This window comes from Sorangium sp. So ce448 (genome assembly GCF_051520915.1).
Classification (GTDB): domain Bacteria; phylum Myxococcota_A; class Polyangia; order Polyangiales; family Polyangiaceae; genus Sorangium; species Sorangium cellulosum_B.
In genome coordinates this window covers 3,709,502-3,729,263 of record NZ_CP150343.1, presented here as the reverse complement: position 1 = coordinate 3,729,263, position 19,762 = coordinate 3,709,502, and the positions used below count along the sequence as shown (strand labels likewise).

Genomic DNA, 19,762 nt, shown 5'->3' with positions numbered 1-19,762 from the left:
ATGCCAGACCATGCCAGGGTGGAACCGGGCTGTTCAGCGCCCTGAGCAGCACGCATGCCGACGTTCCGCGGGACCTTTTCACCCGGGTGGGGAATTTTGTCTCGCCCGCGCGCGGAACATTCGACCGGCGAGCACGCTGGCGTCACCCACGACGACCAGCGCGTCGTGGGTAGTCGTGGGTGACCGAGCACCGGCGCGACGCTTTACGCGGGCGGGGCCTTCCTGTACACGCGCCGCGTGCGTCTGACCGTGCTCCTCCACGGCGATCCAAGGGCCCCGCAGCAGGCCCGCCTCGGCGCCGCGCTCGCCGCCCGGGGCCACCGGGTCATCGTCTGCGACGCGCCCGGGGTCGCGGCCGCCATCCAGCGCGAGTACGGGGAGCGCTGCGAGGAGCTGAGGCTCGTTTCTTCCCTGATCCCACAGGCGATCCGGCGCCTCTGGGCGCGTCGGCGCGTGCGCGAGCTCGGCGTCGACGTGGTGCACCTGAACTTCCTGCGCCCCTGGCACGACCTCTGGTCGAGGATGCGGGGGGGCCCGCCGATCGTCGCCACGGCGTGGGGATCCGACATCAACCCGGAGGTGCTCCACAAGTCGCGGCGGACGGTCCGGAGGGTCGACCACGTGCTGTCCCACGCCTCGGCCGTCAGCGCCGACAGCGTGCCCCTGCTGGCGAGGGCGCGGGCGCGCATGGGTGAGCGCGCCGGCGCCGTCCCCTGCGAGATCGTGCTCTGGGGCGTGGATCTCGCGACGTACGAGCGGCAAAGGTCGCTCGCCGGGGCGGCGCGCTTCCGGCGCGCGCTCGGGATCGAGCCCGGAAAACGCGTCCTCCTGAGCCCGCGGCAGACGAAGCCGCACTACCACGTCGATCGTATCCTCCGCGCCTTCGCCGCGAGCCGCTGGGCGAAAGAGGGCGTCCTCGTGATCAAGCTGCACGGCCGATCCGAGGAGCTCCCGTACGTGCAGACGCTCACGTCGATGATGCGCGAGCTCGGCGTCAGCGACAGCGTGAGGTTCGCCGAGCCGTGCCTGTACAGCGAGCTCCCTGGCCTCTACGTGATGGCCGACGCGGCGGTCTCGCTGCTGGAGGTCGACGGCGTGCCGTCCACGTTCTGCGAGCTCGCGGCGCTCGGCGTGCCGATCGTCGCGAGCGATCTGCCGGCCTACGAGGGCGTGCTCGCTCACGATCGCGCGCTCCTGGTCCCCGCCGCGGACCACGCGGCGCTCGTCGCGGCGCTCGACCGGCTGCTCGACGAGCCCGAGCTCGGACCGCGCCTCGCGGAGCGCGGGCGCGCGTGGGCGGTGGAGCGCGCGGACTGGCAGCGGTGCGTCGACCAGTTCGAGGCGCTCTACCGCGCCGCCGTCGCCGCCGCCGCGGCGACCTCGGGCCAGCACGCGTAGCGGCCGGCGCGCGCGGCGCTCAGCGCGCCTGCGCCCCGCGCCGCCCCTCGGCGAGGCGCTCGAACAGCGCGACGATCTCGGCGACCTGCGTCTGCCGCGTGAGCTTCGCGATCTCGTCCTCGCGCCGGGCGGGCAGCTCCCCGCGGCGGAAGCGATCGTAGGCGCGCTCGATCGCCAGCGCCCCCAGCTCGACGTCGTCCGTGGGGACCGCCTCCCCCGCCCCCGTCCGCGACAGCACGAGCGCCGCGTCGGTCCCGGGCACCACGAAGGCGAGCACCGGCGGGCCTGCGGCGATGTACTCGTACAGCTTGCCGGGCGTCGAGAGCGGATCCAGCGCGCACAGCACGAGCGCGTCGGCGTCCCGGTAGCGGGCCACGATCTGGTCGTGCGGCACCGGCGCCTCGATCCGGAGGTGCGGCCGGAGGTGCGGGTACTTCCTGCCCTCCCGCTCCGCCCACGCGACCGCGCGGCTCACGATGGAGAGCTCGAAGCCCGGCAAGGCGCGCCGCGACAGGAGCCGCTCGGCCGCGCGGAACACCGAGGCGAGGTTGTAGTCGCCGTACATGTTGCCCGCGAACAGGAGGCGGAAGCGGCCGCCCCGGTCCGGCCGGGGCGCGTACGACTCGGCAAAATCCTCCGCGTCGAAGCCGTTCCGCACGAGGCGCACCTTGCCCTCGGGGACGCCGCGCCGCTCGACGAGCAGCGAGCGGAACGGGTCCGCCGTGACCAGCACCGCGTCGGCGCCCGCGAAGATGCGCTCCTCGACGCGCCGATCCACGCGCTGGCGCATCCGGGCGATCGGGCCCTCTCCGCGGTAGAGCGGCAGGAAGTTGTTGTCGGTCCACGGGTCCCGGAAATCGGCCACCCAGGGGACGCCGAGCGCGCGCCGCGCGCGGTCCCCGAGGAGGTGGGCCGTGAAGGGCGCCGACGTGCTGAACACGAGATCGAACCGCTCCTCACGGAGGATCGTCGAGAGCCGCCGCAGGGCGAAGGGAAACCAGCCGAGGTAGGCGTCGACCGGCAGGGCGCCGAAGAGCGTTCCGAAGCCGACCGCGGCGCGCGTGCGCTCCACGCGGACCCCCTGCGGGACCTTGGAGAGGAGCGAGCGATCGATCGCGGTCGTGCCGCGCTCGCCGGACGCGAGCACCACCGGCTCCCACCCGAGGGAGGGGGCAATCCGGCTGAGGTGCAGCGCGCGCTGCACGCCCGCGCCGCCGTGCGGAGGGTAGAAGTAACTGATCAACAGGAAGCGGCGCTGCGGCATGTCGGAACCGCGCGCGTGATAACACACGGCCCCGCCCGATGGCGCCGCTCTCGAGGTGCCACGCCCCGGCTCGCCACTTTGCCGTGGCGCCCCGACGCGCCGGGGGCCAGCCGGGCCTCCGCCGCGGAGCGCTGCCCGACCCCTCGATCCGGTGGATCAGCCGCGCATATAGGCGAAGGTCCCGTCGATGTTGAACAGCCGCGTCGCCTGGACGAGCTCGGTCACGGTCACGCCCACGCGCGGCAGGAGCCGCTCCGCGACGCCGCGGCTCAGGAGATCTTTGCGGAAGTAGCGCATCTTTCGTGGGGCGACGTACCCCTCGAGCTCCGCGAACGTGAGGCGCTGGTACTCGGGCGTGCCGGGCACGTGGCGCCGCGAGATCACGTCGTAGAAGAAGAAGATGCCGCCCGGCTTGAGCTGGGCGATCGCCTTGTCCATGAGGCGCCGCTTGAGCTCTGCGTTGGTCACCGACGACAGCACGGCGAGCATCATCACCATGTCGAACGGCCCGCCGACATCGGCCTTCAGGAAATCGCCCGCCATGAAGCGGATGCCGGCGAAGCGCGATCGCGCGACGTCGGTGCGCTGCGCGATGAGATCGATGCCGGTGAGGCGCGAGGGGTCCGCGCCCAGCTCGACCAGCCACGCCAGGTTGGAGCCCGCTCCGCAGCCCACGTCGAGCACCGACATCTCGCGCAGCGCCTCGGGCGTGCGCACGCCGCACGCGACGAGCGCGTCTCGCATACGGCGCTGCCGCTGGCGCGCGACGAGGTACGGGTACGCATTGAGCAGGCTCGCCCAGGGGTTCGCCGGCAGGAAGCGCTCGGCGTAGTACCGGTTGATCGCCTCGAGATCCCGCTCGAAGCCGCCGCCCTCCCCGTCCTGGAGAAGTTGATCAGGCATCGCGGCACGCATGCCACGGCGGCCACCGCGCAGGCAAGGATGTGCTACCGAGCCGCCATGCAGCACCAGCAGCCGGCCCGGGTCGATCCAGGCGCGCCGTCGAGCGCGCCGCAGGCCGCCCGGGAGGCGCCGGGGCCAGCCGAGGCGCAGGGGACGTCGCTCGCCGACCGGATCGGGATGATCGTCGGAGGGCAGTTCGTGAGCACCCTCATCATCCTCGTGCAGGGTGTCCTCGTCGTGCGCCTGCTCGGCAAGGCCGAATACGGCACGCTCGCGTTCTCGACGATGCTGTTCATGACGGGGCGCGATCTCGCGCAGCTCTACCTGCCGGAGTCGTTCCTCTACTTTGCGCCGAAGGTGACCCGCGCCGAGCTCCGTGGGCTGGTGCGGCAGAGCATGCTGCTCTTGCTCGGCCTCGGAGCGCTCTCCGCGCTCGCGTTCTCGGCCTTCGCCCTGGTCCCCAGCGTCTTCCTCGACGGCCGCGAGGGCGTCACGCAGCTCCTCCTGCTCATCGGCCTCATGAGCATGATCGCCTATCCGGCGAGCGTCTTCGGCCCGCTCTTCATCGCCACGAACAACCACCGCAAGTCCGCGGGCGTCGCGCTGGTCGTCACGCTCTCGAACGCCGCGGGCGCGATCGTCCCTGCGGCGTTCGGGTGCTCGATCGCCTGGATCTTGGCCGCCCAGTGCGCGGCCCAGGCCCTCCGGCTCTGGCTCTCTTACCGGCTCTATGCGCGGCTGTTCCAGGACGTCGCCGCGGCTCCGTTCCCGGGCGGCGTCAAGGCGCAGCTCGCCTACGCGTTCCCGCTCTCGGTGACGCGCTTCGCCGGCCTCTTCAACCAGAAGCTCGACAAGTTCGTCATCGGCCTCTTCTTCAGCGCGGGGCTCTACGCGGAGTTCGCCGTCGGCGCGCAGGAGCTCCCGCTCGTCAGCGTCCTCGCCTACTCCGTCGCCTCGACGATGCTCCCCGACCTCGTCGCCCGCGTCGAGAACGCGCGGACGCCCGCGGAGGGCGCGAGGGCGGCGATCGACCTGTGGCACTCGGGCATCCGCAAGACGACGCTGATCATGCTCCCGGTCGCGGCGTTCCTCCTCCTCCTCGCCGAGCCGCTCATGCGCACCATCTACGGCGACGCCTACGCCGGCGCCGCCGTCCCGTTTCGCATCTACTCCGCGCTCCTGCCGCTGCGCGTGACGGCGTACGCGATCCCGCTGATGGCGTTCGGAAAGACGTCGATGATCCTGCGTGTCCAGGTGCTGTCGATGGTGTTCAACGCCGCGGCGAACCTGGCCCTCCTGCCCACGATCGGGATGGTCGGCGCGCCGCTCTCGGCCGTCCTGACCCAGGTGGTCGTGATCACCTCGACCGTGGTCTGCATCGCGCGCTTCTCCGGCGTCGGCCTCCGCGGCGTCTTCCCGTGGGGCCACTACGGGCGCGTCGCGGCCACCACGATCGTGGCCGCCGCGCCGCTCGCCGCGTTCCTGCTCACGGGCGCGGCCGACAGGCGCCCCGCGCTCTGCCTCGCGCTCGGCGCCCCGCTCTATCTAGGGCTCTACCTCGTGGCCGCGCGGATCACCGGCCTGCTCGCCCCCGAGGACCGGGCGTTCGTCGCGCGCTGGCTCCGCCTCGATCCGCTGCGCGGCCGCCACGGCTGATGCGCCCGCGCACGTCGCACCCTCGCTGTCTCGGGCGGCGACACGAGGGCTGCGGACGCGGAATCCGCGCATGCCGCTTCAAAGCGCGGCTCGGCTGGAAGGCCTCGCCTGGAACGCGGGAAATGCTTGATAATCTTCCGATCGTCCATCGCGTGGCGCCCGCCTTCGGGTGGATTTCCCGCCGAGCGGTGTTCTAGGCTTACTTGCCGGCCTCATCGGCGCCTTGTGCGATGGAGACGACCATGAGCGAAGACCAGGAAGCAGGGCTCGTCCTCCGGGTCATCTCGGGCCCCCTGGCCGGGCAGACGGCGCGTATCCCTGGCGACCGTCCGCTGCTCGTCGGCCGCGCGCCCGAGTCGGATCTCTCGATCACGAGCGACGGAGAGCTCTCTGCCCTGCATTTCTCGGTGGAGCAGATCGACGGCAGCTATCTCCTCCGCGACCTGGGGAGCCGCAACGGGACGCAGGTCAACCGGGAGCGGGCGCGCGAGGTGTCGCTCCGGGACGGCGACGAGATCCGCGCGGGGGGGACCCTCTTCGCGGTGGCGCGCCGCGAGGTGAACCGCCGCTACGCGCCGACCGAGCCCGCGCCGCCCTCGCGCCGCGCGCGCAGGGCCGCGGTGCTCGCGACCGGGGCGCCGTTCGCCGCGTCGGCGCGGGCGCGGCTCCGGCAGGAGCGCTCGCCCCTCTTCGCGGTGGTCGACGCCGCCCGCGACCCGCGCATCCGGCTGCTGCTCGGCGAGGCGGGCGAGCAGACCGCCTCGCTCTACACCGGCTTCCAGGGCGAGATCCTCGCGGACGTCGGCCCCACGCTCGTGCACCTCCCGCACGGGTCCAGGCTGCTCGACGCGCTGGTCGACGGCGGCTGGGGCGACTGCTGGGGCGTCTTCCTCACGAGCGACCGCCCGTTCGGCGACGTGCGGAAGCACCTCCGCCGATTTCTCCTCGTCGAGAACGGGACAGGCAAGCAGCAGTACTTCCGGTTCTACGACCCGCGCGTGCTCCGCGGCTTCCTGCCCACGTGTGGTCCTCGAAAGATCGAGGCGCTGTTCGAGGAGGTCGAGGCCTTCGCCATGGAGGCCGAGGACCCGGGGAAGCTGCTCCGCTTCACCGCCCGGGGCGGCAAGGCGCTGCGCGAGGAGGCGGCGCTGGAACGCGAAGGCTGAAGGCGCGCGCCGGGGCCGGCGCGGATCAGCGCGGCGGCGCGCCCGCGGCGCTGCCTGGGTCCTGGGCGGGCAGGTCCCAGGCGATGAGGCGCAGGAGCTCCGCCACGCTGAAGGCTTGCGCGAAGCTGCCACCAGGGTGGTGCGGCGGCTCGCCGGACGCGACCTCGGGCACCTGGCCGAGCGCGATCTCGTTCGCGGCCGCGGAGGCCGCGAGCCGGTGCAGCAGCGGGATCACGTGCTCGCCGAGCGTGGAGAAGCGCCGGGCAGCGCGCGCGTAGAACCCGAGCAGGAACGGCCAGGCCGTGCCCTGGTGGTAGGCGCTGTCGCGCGCCTCGGGGCCTCCCTGGTACCGGGGCGCGTAGGCCGGATCGGCCGGCGAGAGCGTGCGCACGCCGGCGGGGGTCACGAGTTCCAGGCGGACCCGATCGAGCAGCGACGCGGCCCGCTCGGGCGTGAAGCAGGCGGGATCCACGGCGACGGCGATCAGCGCGTTGGGGCGGATCGACGCGTCGCGGAACGCGCCCTCCCCCGCCGCGTGCTCCGAGATGACGTCGTACGGGTAGCCGGTCGCCTCGCACCAGAAGCGGGCGGCGAAGCCCCGGCGCGCTGCGCTCGCGGCCGCCTCCGCCCGCCCCGCGAGGCGGGCGTCGCCGGCGGCCCGCGCGAGGCGCGCGAGCGTCTCCGAGCCCTTCGCCCACAGCGCCGTGAGCTCGACCGGGCAACCGGCGCGCGGGGTGACCGCGCGGCCCGCGACGCGCGCGTCCATCCACGTGAGCCCATCGACGGCGCCCTCGCCCAGACGCCCGGCGGCGAAGAGGCCGTCGGCCGTGACGTGGATCCCGTTCCGGGTCCCGCGCACGGCGGACTCGAAGGCGTCGCGGAGCGCGCCGAGCAGCTCGCCCGCCACGAACGGGTGCGTGTCGCCGACCACGTCCGCGAGCAGGCGAGCCGCCTCGAACAGCCAGAGGGTCGCGTCGGCCGCGTGGAAGTCCGCCGGCTCGCCCGCGTCGGGGAGCCGGTTCGGCACGAGGCCGTCCTGCATCGCGTCGATCATCGCGCGGAGGACGCGGATCGCGGCCTCGGTCTTGCGCGGCACGAGGTAGAGGCCGGGCAGGGAGATCAGCGCGTCGCGGCCCCACACCTCGAACCAGGGGTAGCCCGCGATGACGCTGGGCCGCGCGGCCGCGTCGGCGCGGAACGCCTCGGCCGCGATGGAGAGCTTCCGCTCCAGGAGCGGGCGCCGGGGCCCCGGGTCCTCGGCGCGGATCGCCGCGCTCGCCGCCGCGAGGAGGTTCTCCGGCTCGTCGTCGGGCAGCGCGCCCACCGCCACGAGCAGGTGAACGGGCTCGGCGCCGATCACCGTCTCGAAATGGCCCGGCGTCCAGAGATCCTCGAGGAAGTCGAGGCCCCGATCCTGCTCGCCGAGGTACTCGAAGCGTCGCCACCAGTCCTGCGAGCCGACGAACGTGCCCTGGTAGCGGAAGCAGATCCTCGGCAGCGCGCGGTTCGGCTGCACCCGGACCTCGCCCATCACGGGGCGGTCTCGCCCCGAGCCGGGCTCGCCGCGCGCCGCCCCTGCGCGCAGCTCGACCTTCTGGGAGATCCCGCCGTTCTCGCGGAGCAGCTGGTGAATGTGGCGGGCGGCGAGGAGCGGGCGCAGCGTCAACATCACCGGATCCGCCCCGCTCCAGGCATAACGGAGGACGGCGGCGTTCTCGCCGCGCACGAGGCCGAGCGTCACCTCGAGCTCGCCGCCCGGGACGGCGTACGCCCAGCGCGGGAGCGGATCCTGATCGAAGCGCTCGAGGTAGAACGAGCTGCTCTCCGGATCGATGCCCGGGAACTGGTGCTTGGCGAGGTCCCACCGCGGCCACGAGGCGCGGCGCTCGAACGGCGCGCCCTGCTGCCGGACCGGGCGAACGCAGACGTCGACGTGCGAGAGCATGACGTGCCGGCGCCGCGGAGGGTCGAGGGCCGCGACGAGCAGGCCGTGGTAACGGCGGGTGTGCATGCCGGCGATCGTCGAGCTCGCGTAGGCCCCCGCGCCGTTCGTGTGCAGCCACTCCTTGCGCGCGATCGAGAACTGGCCCCGCACCTCGACGTGCGGCCACGGCGAGGCGTGCTCGAGCGCGGCGCCCTGGCCGCGGGGCGCCGCGGGCGTGGACGACAGCGCGTCGTGGGTCGGGGAATTCCGCCGGGATCCGTCCGAGCTCATCGACCGCCGGTTGCCTTCCTGAGCGAGTCCTCGGCGGCGGCGCGCATCACCTCGACCGGCGCCGGGAGGCCGGTCCAGAGCGTGAAGGACTGCGCCGCCTGGCCGACCAGCATCCCGAGCCCGCCTTCGGCGCGGAGCCCTCTCTCGCGCGCCGTCCGGAGGAAGGGCGTCACCGGGGGGTTGTAGACGAGGTCGTAGAGGCACACGCTCGGCGAGAGCGCGTCCCACGGGATGATGCCCGTGACCTCCTCCCCGGGCGGCCCCCCGAGCATGCCGGCGCTCGTGGCCTGGATGATCAGGTCGGCGGCGACGGTGAACTCGCTCCAGTTGAGCCGCAGCGCCACGGAGGACTTGCTGCTGATCGACCTGTCGGTCGGGATCGGCCAGGGCGCGGTGAGCGCGCCGAGCTCGGACGCGCGCTGCCCCGCGGGCGACTCGAGCATCGCCTCGGTGCTGGTCCACGAGCGGGTGGTCACGCTGATGAGGTGATAGCCGAGCAGCTTGCACGCGGCGATCGCCGCGAACGCCGCGCCGCCCGCGCCGATGATCACCGCGCGCTGGCGCGGGCTCGAGCGCGCGCCGTACGGCCCCTCCGGATCGTCCCCGCGGGGCGGGGCGGATCCCAGGAGCAGCGCGAGCTCGTCGCGGAGCGCGACCACGTCGGTGTTGTACGCCGTCACGCGGCGCGCCTCCGTCGCGCAGAGGACGTTCGCGGCGCCGACGTCGGCCGCGCTCGCGTCCACGTCGTCCACCATCGACATGATCGCGCGCTTGTGCGGGATCGTGACGTTCGCGCCGGCGATAAGGCCGCTCCGGATGTCGCTGACGAAGCGCGCGAGCTCCGCGCCGGTGGGCACGTCGAAAGCGCTGTAGATGTGCGGCAGGTGGTGCGCCCGAAACGCGGCCGAGTGCATCGCCGGCGAGACCGAGTGGCCCACCGGGTGCCCCACGAGACCGAACCTTCGCCGCTCAGCGTTCGACATGGTGCCTCTCCTCAGAGCCGGCCTCCGCGCCGCCCTGCCCCACCGAGACCTGGCCGACAGCGCCCGCGCGACCGAGGGTCGGGGCGTGCTCCTCGGCCGCGAAGCCGAGCCCGAGCTGCTCGCACGGGGGCGCGCCGGGCTGCGTCCTCTTGCGCCTCGGCGCGCGGCCGGACGCGGCGCGCGGGCCGCCGCCCTGGCGCGCAGGCGGCGCGGGCGCCGCCGCTGCCGCCGCTGCTGCGGCCGGCGCCGGCGCGTGGCCCGCGACGAGCGGCTCGTCCGGACCTGCCGTGACGACGACCCGCGCGAGGAGCGCGCCGTGGTGCACGCGCACCGCGATCGGATCGCCCGGCGCGACCTCGCGGTGATCGCGGACCGCGCGCCCCGACGCGTCCGTCGCGATGGCGTAACCGCGCGCGAGCACGCGGAGCGGCGACATCGCCTCGAGCCGGGCCACGTCGCCCGCGAAGCCCTCCCGCAGGAGGGCGACGTGGCGGTGCGCGGCGGCGGCGAGGCGCACCGACAGCGGCCTGAGCGCCCCGCGGGCGCCCGCGAGCACCGCGCGCGGGTGGCGCGCGGCGAGCCTCCGCTCGAAGCGCTGGAGCGCGGCGCCGTCCTCGACGAGGATGCGTTCCATGCGGCGCCGGAGCCTCGCCATGGCGTCGTCGATGCGCTGCTGGGGCTCCGCCAGGATCTGCGCGGGCGAGCCGAGCCGGGCGCGCTGCCGGTCGAGATCGGCCCGAGCGCCCCGGAGGCGGTGGGCGAGCGCGCGGCGCATGCGGGCCTCGAGGTGCTCCAGCGCCGCGCGCCGGGCGGCCGCGTCCGCGACGAGCATCTCTGCGGCCTGCGAGGGCGTGGCGGCGCGCGCGTCGGCGGCGAGGTCGGTCAGCGCGACGTCGATCTCGTGCCCGACGGCGCTCACGATCGGCACGCGCGCGGCCGCGACCTTCCGGACGACGATCTCCTCGTTGAACGCGCTGAGGTCGTCGGCCGAGCCGCCCCCGCGCCCCACGATGATCACCTCGATGCCCGGGAACTCCTCGAGCAGCGCGATCGCGCGCACGATCCGCTGCCCTGCGCCGGCGCCCTGCACCGGCGTGCGCGCCAGGATCAGCCGCGCGCCGCCGCGGCGGAACGCGACGGTCACGATGTCGTGGATCGCCGCGCCGTCGCCGCTCGTGACGACGCCGATGATCTGCGGATCGACGGGCAGCTTGCGCTTGCGCTCCGGCGCGAAGAGCCCCTCGGCGGCGAGCTTCTCCTTGAGGCGGAAGAGCGCCTCCAGGAGCGCGCCGCGGCCTGCGAGGCGCGCGTCGTCCGCGGAGAACTGGAGCCGGCCCCGAGGCACGTAGACCGTGGCGCGGCCCGTGAGCACGACGCGCGCGCCGTCGGCGAGCAGCTTCCGCGCGCGCGGCGCCGCGGTCCTGTACATCACGCAGTCGATGGCCGCCTCTTCGCTCTCGTCCTTGAGCGTGAAGTAGGCGTGGCCGCTGCCCACGACGCGCAGGCCCGAGATCTCGCCCTCGACGCGTACGTCCGCGGTCGACCCCTCGAGGATCCGCTTCAGCCGGCGATCCAGCTCCGCGACCGAGACCACCTCCGGCTCGGCGCCCCGCTGGCGGCGCGAGGGCGGCGAGCCCGTGAGCTCGCGAGGCTCGGCGACGGGAAGGGCCGCGAACGAGAGCTCGGGCGGGATATCGCGGCGCTGCACAGGGCAGACGTACCCTTTTGCTCGGCCTGTGGAAAGACTCTCGCGGGCCTGATCCCGCGTCAGGCGAGCCCGCCGTCGGGCGCGCGACGAGGCTCGGCGCGGAGCGGCGGAGAGACGGGCCGTTCGCGGAGGCGATTTCGTGTGAGAGGGCCGGCTCGTGATCCGCGAGGTCCTCTTCCCCAACCGCGGAGAGATCGCGGTGTGAGTCCTCCGATCGCTGCATGAGGCCGGCCTCCGGGGCATCGCCGTCCGCAGCGACGCAGGCGGCGACAACCTCCATGTCCGCCTCGCGAGCGCGTCGTACGCCATCGGCCCCGCGCCTGTGGCCGAGAGCTACCTCCGCTTCGACCGGAGCCGCCGCGTCACCAGGCGTTCCGGGGCGAGCGCTATCCATACTCGGGTACGGAAAACCGCGAGTTCGAGGAAGCATGCGAGCGGACCTCGTCGGGTACCTCGTCGCCGAGGAGGGGTCGCCACGCGGCGTGACACGTCGCAGCGCGCGCCATCCGCGACCCGCCGGGGACGTCCTCGGCAGGTCGTAACCGGTCGTAACCGGTCGTAACAGGTCGCAACAGAGCGGGTCGTCAACAACGCGCAGCACCCTACGCAGCGCGTTGTCCCAAAGTCCCCTCGCTCCGGCCTCGGTCAATGCTATTCTACCGCCAACTTTCGGCCGGGGTGGAGGTGCGATGGGACGCGAGGCGAAGGGCCAGAAGGACCCGCTTGGGTCCGTCGCGATGGTCCCGTCGATCGAGGTCCGAGCCCACGAGCCTCCCTCTGCGACAGGCAGGCCGGCGACGCAGCGCGCGGGCGAGCCGGCGAGCGATGCCGCCGTGACGCCTTTCCCACAGACCCGGTGGTTCGACGCGACCGCTCCCGATGTGACGCCGGCGGGCGGCGCGGACACCCGGCGGCGCTGGGCGATCCCGCTCTTCCTGGCCGCGCTCGTGCTGGTCGTGACCGCGCGCGGCCTGATATTCCGTGCGCTGTTGCCGGTCGCCCTCGTGACGGCGGCGGTCACGCTGCTCGCGCGGGGACGGCGGCAGCTCGTGCCCCCTCCGCAGGTGAGCCGGCGCGGGCTGAGCCTCGAGGGCGAGCAGCTGCTCCTTCGAAGCCAGGGCAGCGCTGCTCCTCACGTGCTGCTCACCACCCGCGAGCGGTTCGGCGTCACGCTCCTCGCGACGCCGCGCCGGGATCGTATCGTCGCCCTGCTCAGCTCCAGCGCAGGGATGTCCTCCATCGGGGCCGGCTTCGACGGCGCCTCGAGGCGCACCTTCGCCGCGCTGCTCGACCACGCGTCCGTCGTGGGCTCCGACGAGGTCGGGCTCGAGGCGATCGGCCCGGACGGCGAGCCGATCTCGCTCAGCCCCGCGGCGCTCGCCGCGCTCCTCGAGGAGCTGACGCTGCGCTCTCCCGGGTGCCTCGATCGCTTCCTCCTGACCGACGCGCGCGGCGCCGCCCTCGGCCTCGACAGCCGGGAGCTCCGCGCCGGCGGTCGCGTCTTCGATCTGACGGCGCCGCTCGAGTGGCGCGCGTTCGTGTTCCAGGAGGCGCTCGGGCAGGCGATCGCGGTGTACCAGGGAACGTGGGTACGCCAGGGTACCAACGAGATCTCCCTCGTCTGTCTGCTCCCCGCGATGACGCCGCCGCTCGACGGGCTGGGGGCATCGCTCGGCCCGCTCGATCGCGGCGCGCTCCGCGACCTCCGGCTGATGCAGGGCATACCGGAGAGCCCGCCGCCCGCCGATCAGCGCGTCGCCATCGATCGCCTGCTGATGGTCCCGATCCGATCCGCGCTGGACAAGGCGCCCCGACCCGCCGCGCAGGCGCCGCGCGCGCGCGCATAACTCATCCACGGTGAACCCAGCACCAGGGTTGTCCTGATGGGTCGACGAGACGGCGCGCCAGGGCTGCCCTGACGGAGCGAGGAGACAGCGCGCGGGCGTCGTGCTTCGCTTGACTCCCGCGCGCGGGCACGGGTAAACCGCGCTTGGTATCCAGGCGATTTCGAGTCACCACGTCCCACACGACATCCGGAGGCGATCCATGGCCGTCGATATCCAGAAACTGTTCAACGAGGAGCTGCCCGCTGCGCTGGTGAAGCATTCGGACGCGGCCAAGCAGATCGGCGGGAAGTACCAGATCAACGTGACGGGTGAGGGCGGCGGCGAGTGGCTGATCGACCTGTCCGACAGCGGGCCCAAGCTCTCCTCGGGCAACCCTGGCAACGCGGATGTCACGATCTCGCTCAGCAGCGAGGATTTCCAGAAGCTGCACGAGAACCCGCAGGCCAACTCGATGCAGCTCTTCTTCGCGGGCAAGCTGAAGGTCACGGGCAACCAGATGCTCGCGATGAAGCTCCCGAAGCTGTTCCAGCTCAACGCGGGCTGATCCGGGCGCCGGCGGGGGGCGAGCCCACCTGCGCCGCCGCGCGCGGCGCGGGCGAACGGCTCACTGGGCGAACGGCCCACGGGTGGATCGCGGCCCGTGCGTCCACCCCAGCCAACCTCGGGTGACTTCTGCGCGCGGCGCGCCCTTCGCCCATCATTCCTCGATCGCTCGATCCCTCGACGGATCTCGCGCAACGACAGCAAAGCCGCCGTGCGCCCGCTCACCGACACGCGTGTCCTCGATCTTTCGAGGCTCTTGCCAGGCCCCTTCGCGACCCTCGTACTCGCGGATCTCGGCGCCACGGTGGACAAGATCGAGGACGTCGCTGGCGGGGACTTCCTGCGCCAGCTCCCCCCGCAGATCGCCGGAGAATCCGCGGCGTTCCAGCTCTTGAACCGCGGCAAGCGCAGCGCCCTGCTCGACCTGAAGACGCCTGAGGGTCGCGGGGCCTTCCGCCGGCTCGTCGCCAGCTACGACGTGCTCTTCGACCAGTTCCGCCCAGGGGTGCTCGATCGGCTGGGACTCGGTCACGCGGCGCTGCGCGCGGACAACCCGCGGCTCATCGTCTGCGCGCTGACCGGCTACGGTCAGACGGGCACCCTGGCGGCGCGCGCGGGGCACGATCTGAACTACATCGCGCGCGCGGGGGTCCTCGGCGCACAGGGGCCCGCCGAGGGGCCGCCGCAGGTACCGGGCTTCCAGATCGCCGACATGAGCGGCGGGATGTGGTGCGTGATCGCCGTCCTCGCCGCGTTGCGCGAGCGGGAGCGGACCGGGCAGGGCGCGGTGCTCGACATCGCCATGACCGACGGCGTGCTCGGCTTCGCCCTTCCCACGCTCGCCGCCGCGCTCGCGAGCGGAGGAGAAGCGGCCAGGGGAACGGCGCGCGCGGCGGGCGGCGAGCCGCTCACCGGCGGGCTCGCGCCGTACAACACCTACCTCTCGAAGGACGGGCACGCGATGGCCCTCGCCGCGCTGGAGCCGAAGTTCTGGGCCACGTTCTGCGAGGGCGCCGGGCTCGAGCCCGACCCGAGCGCGCTCGTCCCCGGGCCGCACCAGGCCGAGCTCAAGCGCAAGCTGGCCGCCGTCGTTCGGGAGAGGACGCGCGCCGAGTGGGAGACCTTCGCCGCCGAGCGCGACTGCTGCCTCGAGCCGGTCCTCGATCCCCGGAGCGCCGCGGCGGATCCCCACCTCGCCTCGCGCGATCTCCTGTTCGAGATCGCCTCGCCACGCGGTCGGATCCCCCAGCTGAGGACGCCGGTGACGCCGGCGGGCGTCGCGTTCACGCCGGCGCCTCGCGCCGGCGAGCACACGCGCGCCGTGCTCCGCGACGCGGGCTTCTCGGAAGAGGAGATCGACGCGCTGATCCGCGCTGGCGCGGCGCGGGAGGCACGCTGACGGCCGCCGTTCGCGAGCGCGCCGCGCGCGACGCTGAACGCGCCGCGCGCCACGCTGAAGATGCGCGCGGCGCGCCGGCAGCGGCGACCGAGCTCCTGCTTCGCGTCAGATCTTCTTCAGCTCGTCGACGAACTCCCAGTCGGCGATGAGGTGCTTCTTGAGCATCAGCGACAGGAGCGCGGCGAACATCGCCTCCCAGCGCACGTTGTTGCCGAGGATCTCGCTCGCGTCGGCGCCGTGCGACACCGCGCGCAGCGCGGAAACCAGATCGCGCGCGGTGAGGCCCGAATCGTCCGCCGTGGGCGGAGGAGGCGGCTCCGACTGCGCGGTGGCGCGGGGGGATGGGGCTTCTTTCCGCTGCTGCGGTTGCTGCTGCTGGGATTTGGACCCGCGCGCGGGGAGCGTGATCGTCGTCCCGTCGAGGAGGGTGAGCGAGACCATCCGCCGGCGACCGCGGCCTTGCGGCGCGGGGATGTTGCGCACCTCGCGCTCGCTCGGGGGCTCGTCGCCGTAGTCGGGCACGCTCTCCGGGACGGTGCGCGCCGCAACGCTGGCGCGCCCGAGCACCGCGCCGAGGAGGGCCGCGGCTGGCGTGCTCGACGCTGGCGCCCCGTCCATGCTCGGCGCCGCGTCGCCGGCGGACGCCGCGACGGGCCCGGGCGCGGAGCTCGGGCGCATCGTCTTCCGGCGCTCCGGCTGCGCTGCCTGCGCCTGCGCCGCCTGCGTGGACTGCGTCTGCGCCGCCTGCGTGAACTGCGCCTGCGCTGGCTGCGCAGGTTGCGCGGGCTGCGCGGCTCGTGCTGCCTGCGCCGCCGCGAGCAGCTCGGGCGTCGGCGCGACCTTCAACGTCGGCCGCGAGCGCTCGTCCGGTCGGCCGCGGATCTGCCGCTCCTCCGGGGAGCTGCGGACTTCCTTGGCCACGGGGCGAGGCGCTTCCCACGCCAGCTCGTCATCCATGACGCCCACGTCGGAGGGGTCGACATCGGAGGTCTCGATCGCCGGCCCCGCGTCCTCGACCAGCCGCGCCCCGGATCGCATCGCGGGCCTGGTGAGCAGCAAGGGCTCCGGCGTCGACGTCGGCATCGGTGTCGACGTCGACGATGGCTCATCGGCAAGGCGCGCCGTCTCGGGTGCTCCGGAGAGCTCGGACGAAGGCGGCGGGTCGGCGGGGCGCGCCCGCGACTGCGGCTCGCTCACCTGGGCCTGCTTCGCCGCGGGCGCGGGCGGCGGCGCCGAGCGGGCGCGCGCTCCGTAATAGACCCGGATCGCGTTCCGGATGTCGCTCGGCGGAGCGATCATCGCGCGCACGGGCAGGCCGGAGAACGCCATGCACTCCTTCATGCCGTCCTCGTTCGTCGGATCGTCCATCGCGACGTACAGGGTCTCGCCCTGGTTGCGGACGTGGCGAACGTAGATCGGGACGAGGCAGTAGCGCTCGGCCACGTCGTGCGGGACGAGGTTGAGCAGCTGCCGCGAGAACTCGATGTGCAGGAGCGACACCCAGGGGACAGCGAGCTGGTGCGACAGGATCTGCGTCAGCTGGGTTTCGTTGATGAGCCCTTGCTCGACAAGGAGCGTCCCGAGCCGCCGGCCATCCGTGCGCTGCTGCTCCAGGGTCCTCTCGAGGGCGTCCTGGGTGATCATCCGCGCGTCGACCAGGAGCTGACCGAGACGTAGGCGAGGCGTAACCATCGCGCCCGAGGTTACCCCAAGAAGGATCCAGGACCTAACAGACGGCTGGACGAGCCCCACCGCCCCCTCCAGACGGCGCCCCCGCGGGCCGAGGGAGACCTCGACTCCAATCGCTATCCCGAACGTGGTAAGGTCCCGCGCGTGTCCACAGTGGTCTGCCCGCAATGCGCGAATCCGTGCGAGCAGGCGCACAAATTCTGCCCGGTGTGCGGCTTCCCGATCTCGGAGTTCAACCGGACGTCCGACGATCCGCTGATCGGCACGACGCTCCCTGGCAACTACGTGATCCTGGAGCTCGTCGGGGTGGGCGGCATGGGCCGCGTGTACAGGGCCGAGCAGAAGGCCCTGGGGCGCACCGTGGCCGTCAAGATCATCCATCCCCACCTGCTCGGCGACGAGAGCGCGTCGGTCCGGTTCATCACCGAGGCGCGCGCCGCCAGCCGCCTCAACCACCCGAACTCGGTCGGGGTCATCGACTTCGGTAAGAACGGCGGGCAGCTCTACCTCGTCATGGAGTTCCTGCGCGGGCGCGACCTCGCCCGCGTCGTCTACGAGGACGGCCCGCTCCCGTTCCGCCGCATCGTCGACATCCTCTGCCAGGTGCTCGCGGCGCTCGCCGAGGCGCACCACCTCGGCATCATCCACCGCGATCTCAAGCCCGAGAACATCGTGCTCGAGCCGATGCGCTCGGGCGGCGACTTCGTGAAGGTCGTCGACTTCGGCCTCGCGAAGCTGAAGGGGGAGGTCGCGACGACGAACATCACGAGCCCGGGCATCGTCTGCGGGACCCCGGACTACATGGCCCCCGAGCAGGGGCGCGGCGATCCGATCGACGCGCGGAGCGACCTCTACGCGTGCGGCGTCATCCTGTTCCAGCTGCTGACCGGCCGGCTCCCGTTCGAGGCGGAATCGCCGACGCAGGTGGTGCTGATGCACCTCTCCTTGCCGCCGCCCGATCCCGCCCTGCTCGCGCCGGAGCGCGAGATCCCCGAGCCGCTCGTCGAGGTCACGCTCCGGGCGCTCGAGAAGGACGCCGCGCGGCGCTACCAGTCGGCGGACGAGTTCGCGGCGGCGCTGCGCGCGGCGCTCGGGACGTTCGACACCCCCTCGGGGCGCTTCTCGTTCGCCGACGCGACGGTCATCTGCGGCTCGTGCCGGGCCATCGTGCCGCGCGGCCAGAAGTTCTGCGGCGAGTGCGGCGCCAGGATCGCGCAGGCGCACTCGCCCGCCCCTGCGCCGCGAGCGGCGCCCCAGGCGGCCCGGCGCGATCGCGCCCCCTCGGCTCCCACGCTCCCGCTCCCGTTCGCGGCGCGCGAGGACGACCTCGCGTGGCTCGACAGCTGCCTCGCCGACGTCGAGGGCTCGGTCGTCGCCGCGCGCATCGTCGGTGAGCACGGCGTCGGCAAGACCCGGCTCCTCCGCGAGTTCCTCGACGTCGCCGCGAGCCGGGGCGACATCGTCATCCAGACCGGCCCGGACCCGTGGGGCGCGGAGGTCGGCTACTACGCGCTGCGCTGGGCGATCGCCGGGCTCGCCGAGCTCCCGCCCGACGGCGGCAACGCGTCGAACTGGAGCGGCGCGACGCCGGAAGCGCGGCGCGGGCTGCTCGAGATCTTCGGCAAGGGCGACCGCGGGAGCGACGTGCGCAGGCACGCCTGGAACAAGCCGACGGCGGGGGGCCTGTCGCCCGACGATCGCCGCTTCATCGCCGCGGAGGCCCTGCGCTGGGCGCTCTCTCGCGCGCAGCAGACCGCCTTCCCGCACCGGGTCCTGCTCGCGATCGACGACCTGCACGCCGTCGACGGCGCGAGCCGGAACGCGTTCGCCGACGTGATCGCGGAGCCGCCGCTCGCGGCGCTGCTCATCGTCGCCAGCCACACGCCGGGCTTCGAGCCCGAGTGGGGCGGCGCCGTGCGCGCGCTCGGCGGCCTGCCGAAGGACATCGCGCTCTCGCTCCTCCGCAGCAGCGTGGGCCTGGACCACCGCGCCGCCCGCAAGACGCCGCCGAGCATGGGCGGCCTGCGGCTGTCGCCGCGGCGCCACCCGTCGGACGGCGCGGCCGATCAAACCCCGCTGGCCCTGCCGCCGAGCGCGGCGAGCCCGGCCGTCCTCGGCGGCGAGGCCGCGACGGTGCCGCCGCTCTACATCGACCAGCTGGTCCGCTACACGCTCGAGGGGGGCAGCGATCCGCCCGCGCGGATGGCCGACCTCGTCGCCGCGCGGATCGAGCGGCTGCCGCAGGACGCGCGCCGCACGCTGCAGGCGCTCGCCGTCATCGGCGACGCGGCGGACCGGGCCACGCTGCAGCGCCTGCTCCCGGACATCCGCGCCTTCGACGACCTGCTCGGCAAGCTCGCGGCGGCGGGCATGATCGAGGAGCACTCGAGCGGCATCCGCACGGCGCACCCGCTGCTCCGCGACGTGACGCTCGCGACGATCCCGGCCGGCGTCCGGCGCGATCTGCACGCCAAGGCGACGTTCGACAGCGCGGGCGACCCGCTCGCGCTGCCGCTCGAGGTGCAGGCGATCCACGCCTACCACGCGCAGAACGCGTTCGTCGCGCTGATGCTGCTCGAGCAGGCGGCGGACCGCTCCGCCGCGCGCGGGGACAGCGCCGGCAGCGTGCTCGCGCTGCGCCGCGGCCTCGATCTGGCGCGGCGGGAGATCTTCCGGGGCGAGCTCGACGATCCGGTGCGCGCCGTCCTGATCTTCAGCCGGAAGCTCGGCGAGGCGCTCGCGCGCGCCGGTGATCTGACCGACGCCGACGGCGTGCTGCGCGAGGCGCTCGACCTCGCCGGCCCAGGCGGGCCTGATCGCGCGCTCGTCCTGGGCGCGCTGGCGCACGTGGCGCACCAGCGCGATCGCACGGGCGAGGCGTCGATGTACCTCCGCGAGGCGATGGACCTCGCCCGGCAGGGCGCCGACAGCGACGTGGTGCAGTCGCTCGACAAGATGCGGCGCGAGTGGATGACGCGCTGAGCGAGAGAC

14 protein-coding genes are annotated in these 19,762 nt (G+C 73.5%); 8 read left to right on the top strand and 6 right to left on the bottom strand.

Features of this window, described 5'->3' with window-relative positions; translation table 11 throughout:
* Positions 1-237: 237 nt before the first annotated feature.
* Positions 238-1,398: a glycosyltransferase family 4 protein gene (locus WMF45_RS14370; protein ID WP_437717458.1), complete on the top strand. Its 1,161-nt coding sequence runs from the start codon at positions 238-240 to the stop codon at positions 1,396-1,398.
* Positions 1,399-1,417: 19 nt separating this feature from the next.
* Here the strand turns inward: WMF45_RS14370 and WMF45_RS14365 are convergent, their stop codons facing one another.
* Positions 1,418-2,662, bottom strand: a complete 1,245-nt coding sequence (locus WMF45_RS14365) for a glycosyltransferase family 4 protein (RefSeq protein WP_437717457.1) — start codon at positions 2,660-2,662, stop codon at positions 1,418-1,420.
* Between the two features lie 156 nt (positions 2,663-2,818).
* Complete coding sequence (locus WMF45_RS14360; RefSeq protein WP_437717456.1) at positions 2,819-3,565, bottom strand: class I SAM-dependent methyltransferase; 747 nt, start codon at positions 3,563-3,565, stop codon at positions 2,819-2,821.
* Positions 3,566-3,622: 57 nt separating this feature from the next.
* On the opposite strand from WMF45_RS14360, the gene WMF45_RS14355 reads away from it, so the two are divergent.
* On the top strand, positions 3,623-5,221 hold the full coding sequence (locus WMF45_RS14355; RefSeq protein WP_437717455.1) for a lipopolysaccharide biosynthesis protein: 1,599 nt from the start codon (positions 3,623-3,625) through the stop codon (positions 5,219-5,221).
* Between the two features lie 242 nt (positions 5,222-5,463).
* Positions 5,464-6,387 carry a DUF4123 domain-containing protein gene (locus WMF45_RS14350; protein WP_437717454.1) on the top strand — a complete coding sequence of 308 codons (924 nt, stop codon included), beginning with the start codon at positions 5,464-5,466 and terminating at the stop codon, positions 6,385-6,387.
* A gap of 25 nt (positions 6,388-6,412) precedes the next feature.
* On the opposite strand, the gene WMF45_RS14345 is transcribed toward WMF45_RS14350, so the two are convergent.
* The 3 genes from WMF45_RS14345 to xseA are packed head-to-tail and all read right to left on the bottom strand — an operon-like array spanning position 6,413 to position 11,293.
* Positions 6,413-8,602, bottom strand: a complete 2,190-nt coding sequence (locus tag WMF45_RS14345) for an amylo-alpha-1,6-glucosidase (protein ID WP_437717453.1) — start codon at positions 8,600-8,602, stop codon at positions 6,413-6,415.
* Positions 8,599-9,585, bottom strand: a complete 987-nt coding sequence (locus WMF45_RS14340; protein ID WP_437717452.1) for a shikimate dehydrogenase family protein — start codon at positions 9,583-9,585, stop codon at positions 8,599-8,601. The genes WMF45_RS14345 and WMF45_RS14340 overlap by 4 nt, the downstream gene beginning before the upstream one ends.
* A complete protein-coding gene (gene xseA, locus WMF45_RS14335; protein WP_437717451.1) occupies positions 9,572-11,293 on the bottom strand; it encodes an exodeoxyribonuclease VII large subunit in 1,722 nt (573 codons plus the stop codon). The genes WMF45_RS14340 and xseA overlap by 14 nt, the downstream gene beginning before the upstream one ends.
* Positions 11,294-11,510: 217 nt before the next feature.
* On the opposite strand from xseA, the gene WMF45_RS14330 reads away from it, so the two are divergent.
* The 4 genes from WMF45_RS14330 (at position 11,511) to WMF45_RS14315 (ending at position 15,082) form a co-directional block, all read left to right on the top strand.
* On the top strand, positions 11,511-11,855 hold the full coding sequence (locus WMF45_RS14330) for a biotin carboxylase N-terminal domain-containing protein (RefSeq protein WP_437719541.1): 345 nt from the start codon (positions 11,511-11,513) through the stop codon (positions 11,853-11,855).
* 127 nt (positions 11,856-11,982) lie between these two features.
* The gene (locus WMF45_RS14325; RefSeq protein WP_437717450.1) at positions 11,983-13,140 is read left to right on the top strand and encodes an IMP dehydrogenase; all 1,158 of its coding nucleotides are present in this window, start codon (positions 11,983-11,985) and stop codon (positions 13,138-13,140) included.
* A gap of 199 nt (positions 13,141-13,339) precedes the next feature.
* Positions 13,340-13,684 carry an SCP2 sterol-binding domain-containing protein gene (locus tag WMF45_RS14320; RefSeq protein WP_012235105.1) on the top strand — a complete coding sequence of 115 codons (345 nt, stop codon included), beginning with the start codon at positions 13,340-13,342 and terminating at the stop codon, positions 13,682-13,684.
* A gap of 210 nt (positions 13,685-13,894) precedes the next feature.
* Positions 13,895-15,082, top strand: a complete 1,188-nt coding sequence (locus WMF45_RS14315) for a CaiB/BaiF CoA transferase family protein (RefSeq protein WP_437717449.1) — start codon at positions 13,895-13,897, stop codon at positions 15,080-15,082.
* A 105-nt stretch (positions 15,083-15,187) separates the two neighbouring features.
* Here the strand turns inward: WMF45_RS14315 and WMF45_RS14310 are convergent, their stop codons facing one another.
* A complete protein-coding gene (locus WMF45_RS14310; RefSeq protein ID WP_437717448.1) occupies positions 15,188-16,774 on the bottom strand; it encodes a hypothetical protein in 1,587 nt (528 codons plus the stop codon).
* 141 nt (positions 16,775-16,915) lie between these two features.
* On the opposite strand from WMF45_RS14310, the gene WMF45_RS14305 reads away from it, so the two are divergent.
* On the top strand, positions 16,916-19,753 hold the full coding sequence (locus tag WMF45_RS14305; protein WP_437717447.1) for a protein kinase domain-containing protein: 2,838 nt from the start codon (positions 16,916-16,918) through the stop codon (positions 19,751-19,753).
* Positions 19,754-19,762: the final 9 nt, after the last annotated feature.

Coding starts and splice junctions, on each gene's coding strand:
- WMF45_RS14365 (WP_437717457.1), bottom strand. CDS start 2,662: ATGCCGCAGCGCCGCTTCCTGTTGATCAGTTACTTCTACCCTCCGCAC.
- WMF45_RS14360 (WP_437717456.1), bottom strand. CDS start 3,565: ATGCCTGATCAACTTCTCCAGGACGGGGAGGGCGGCGGCTTCGAGCGG.
- WMF45_RS14355 (WP_437717455.1), top strand. CDS start 3,623: ATGCAGCACCAGCAGCCGGCCCGGGTCGATCCAGGCGCGCCGTCGAGC.
- WMF45_RS14350 (WP_437717454.1), top strand. CDS start 5,464: ATGAGCGAAGACCAGGAAGCAGGGCTCGTCCTCCGGGTCATCTCGGGC.
- WMF45_RS14345 (WP_437717453.1), bottom strand. CDS start 8,602: ATGAGCTCGGACGGATCCCGGCGGAATTCCCCGACCCACGACGCGCTG.
- WMF45_RS14340 (WP_437717452.1), bottom strand. CDS start 9,585: ATGTCGAACGCTGAGCGGCGAAGGTTCGGTCTCGTGGGGCACCCGGTG.
- WMF45_RS14325 (WP_437717450.1), top strand. CDS start 11,983: ATGGGACGCGAGGCGAAGGGCCAGAAGGACCCGCTTGGGTCCGTCGCG.
- WMF45_RS14320 (WP_012235105.1), top strand. CDS start 13,340: ATGGCCGTCGATATCCAGAAACTGTTCAACGAGGAGCTGCCCGCTGCG.
- WMF45_RS14310 (WP_437717448.1), bottom strand. CDS start 16,774: ATGGTTACGCCTCGCCTACGTCTCGGTCAGCTCCTGGTCGACGCGCGG.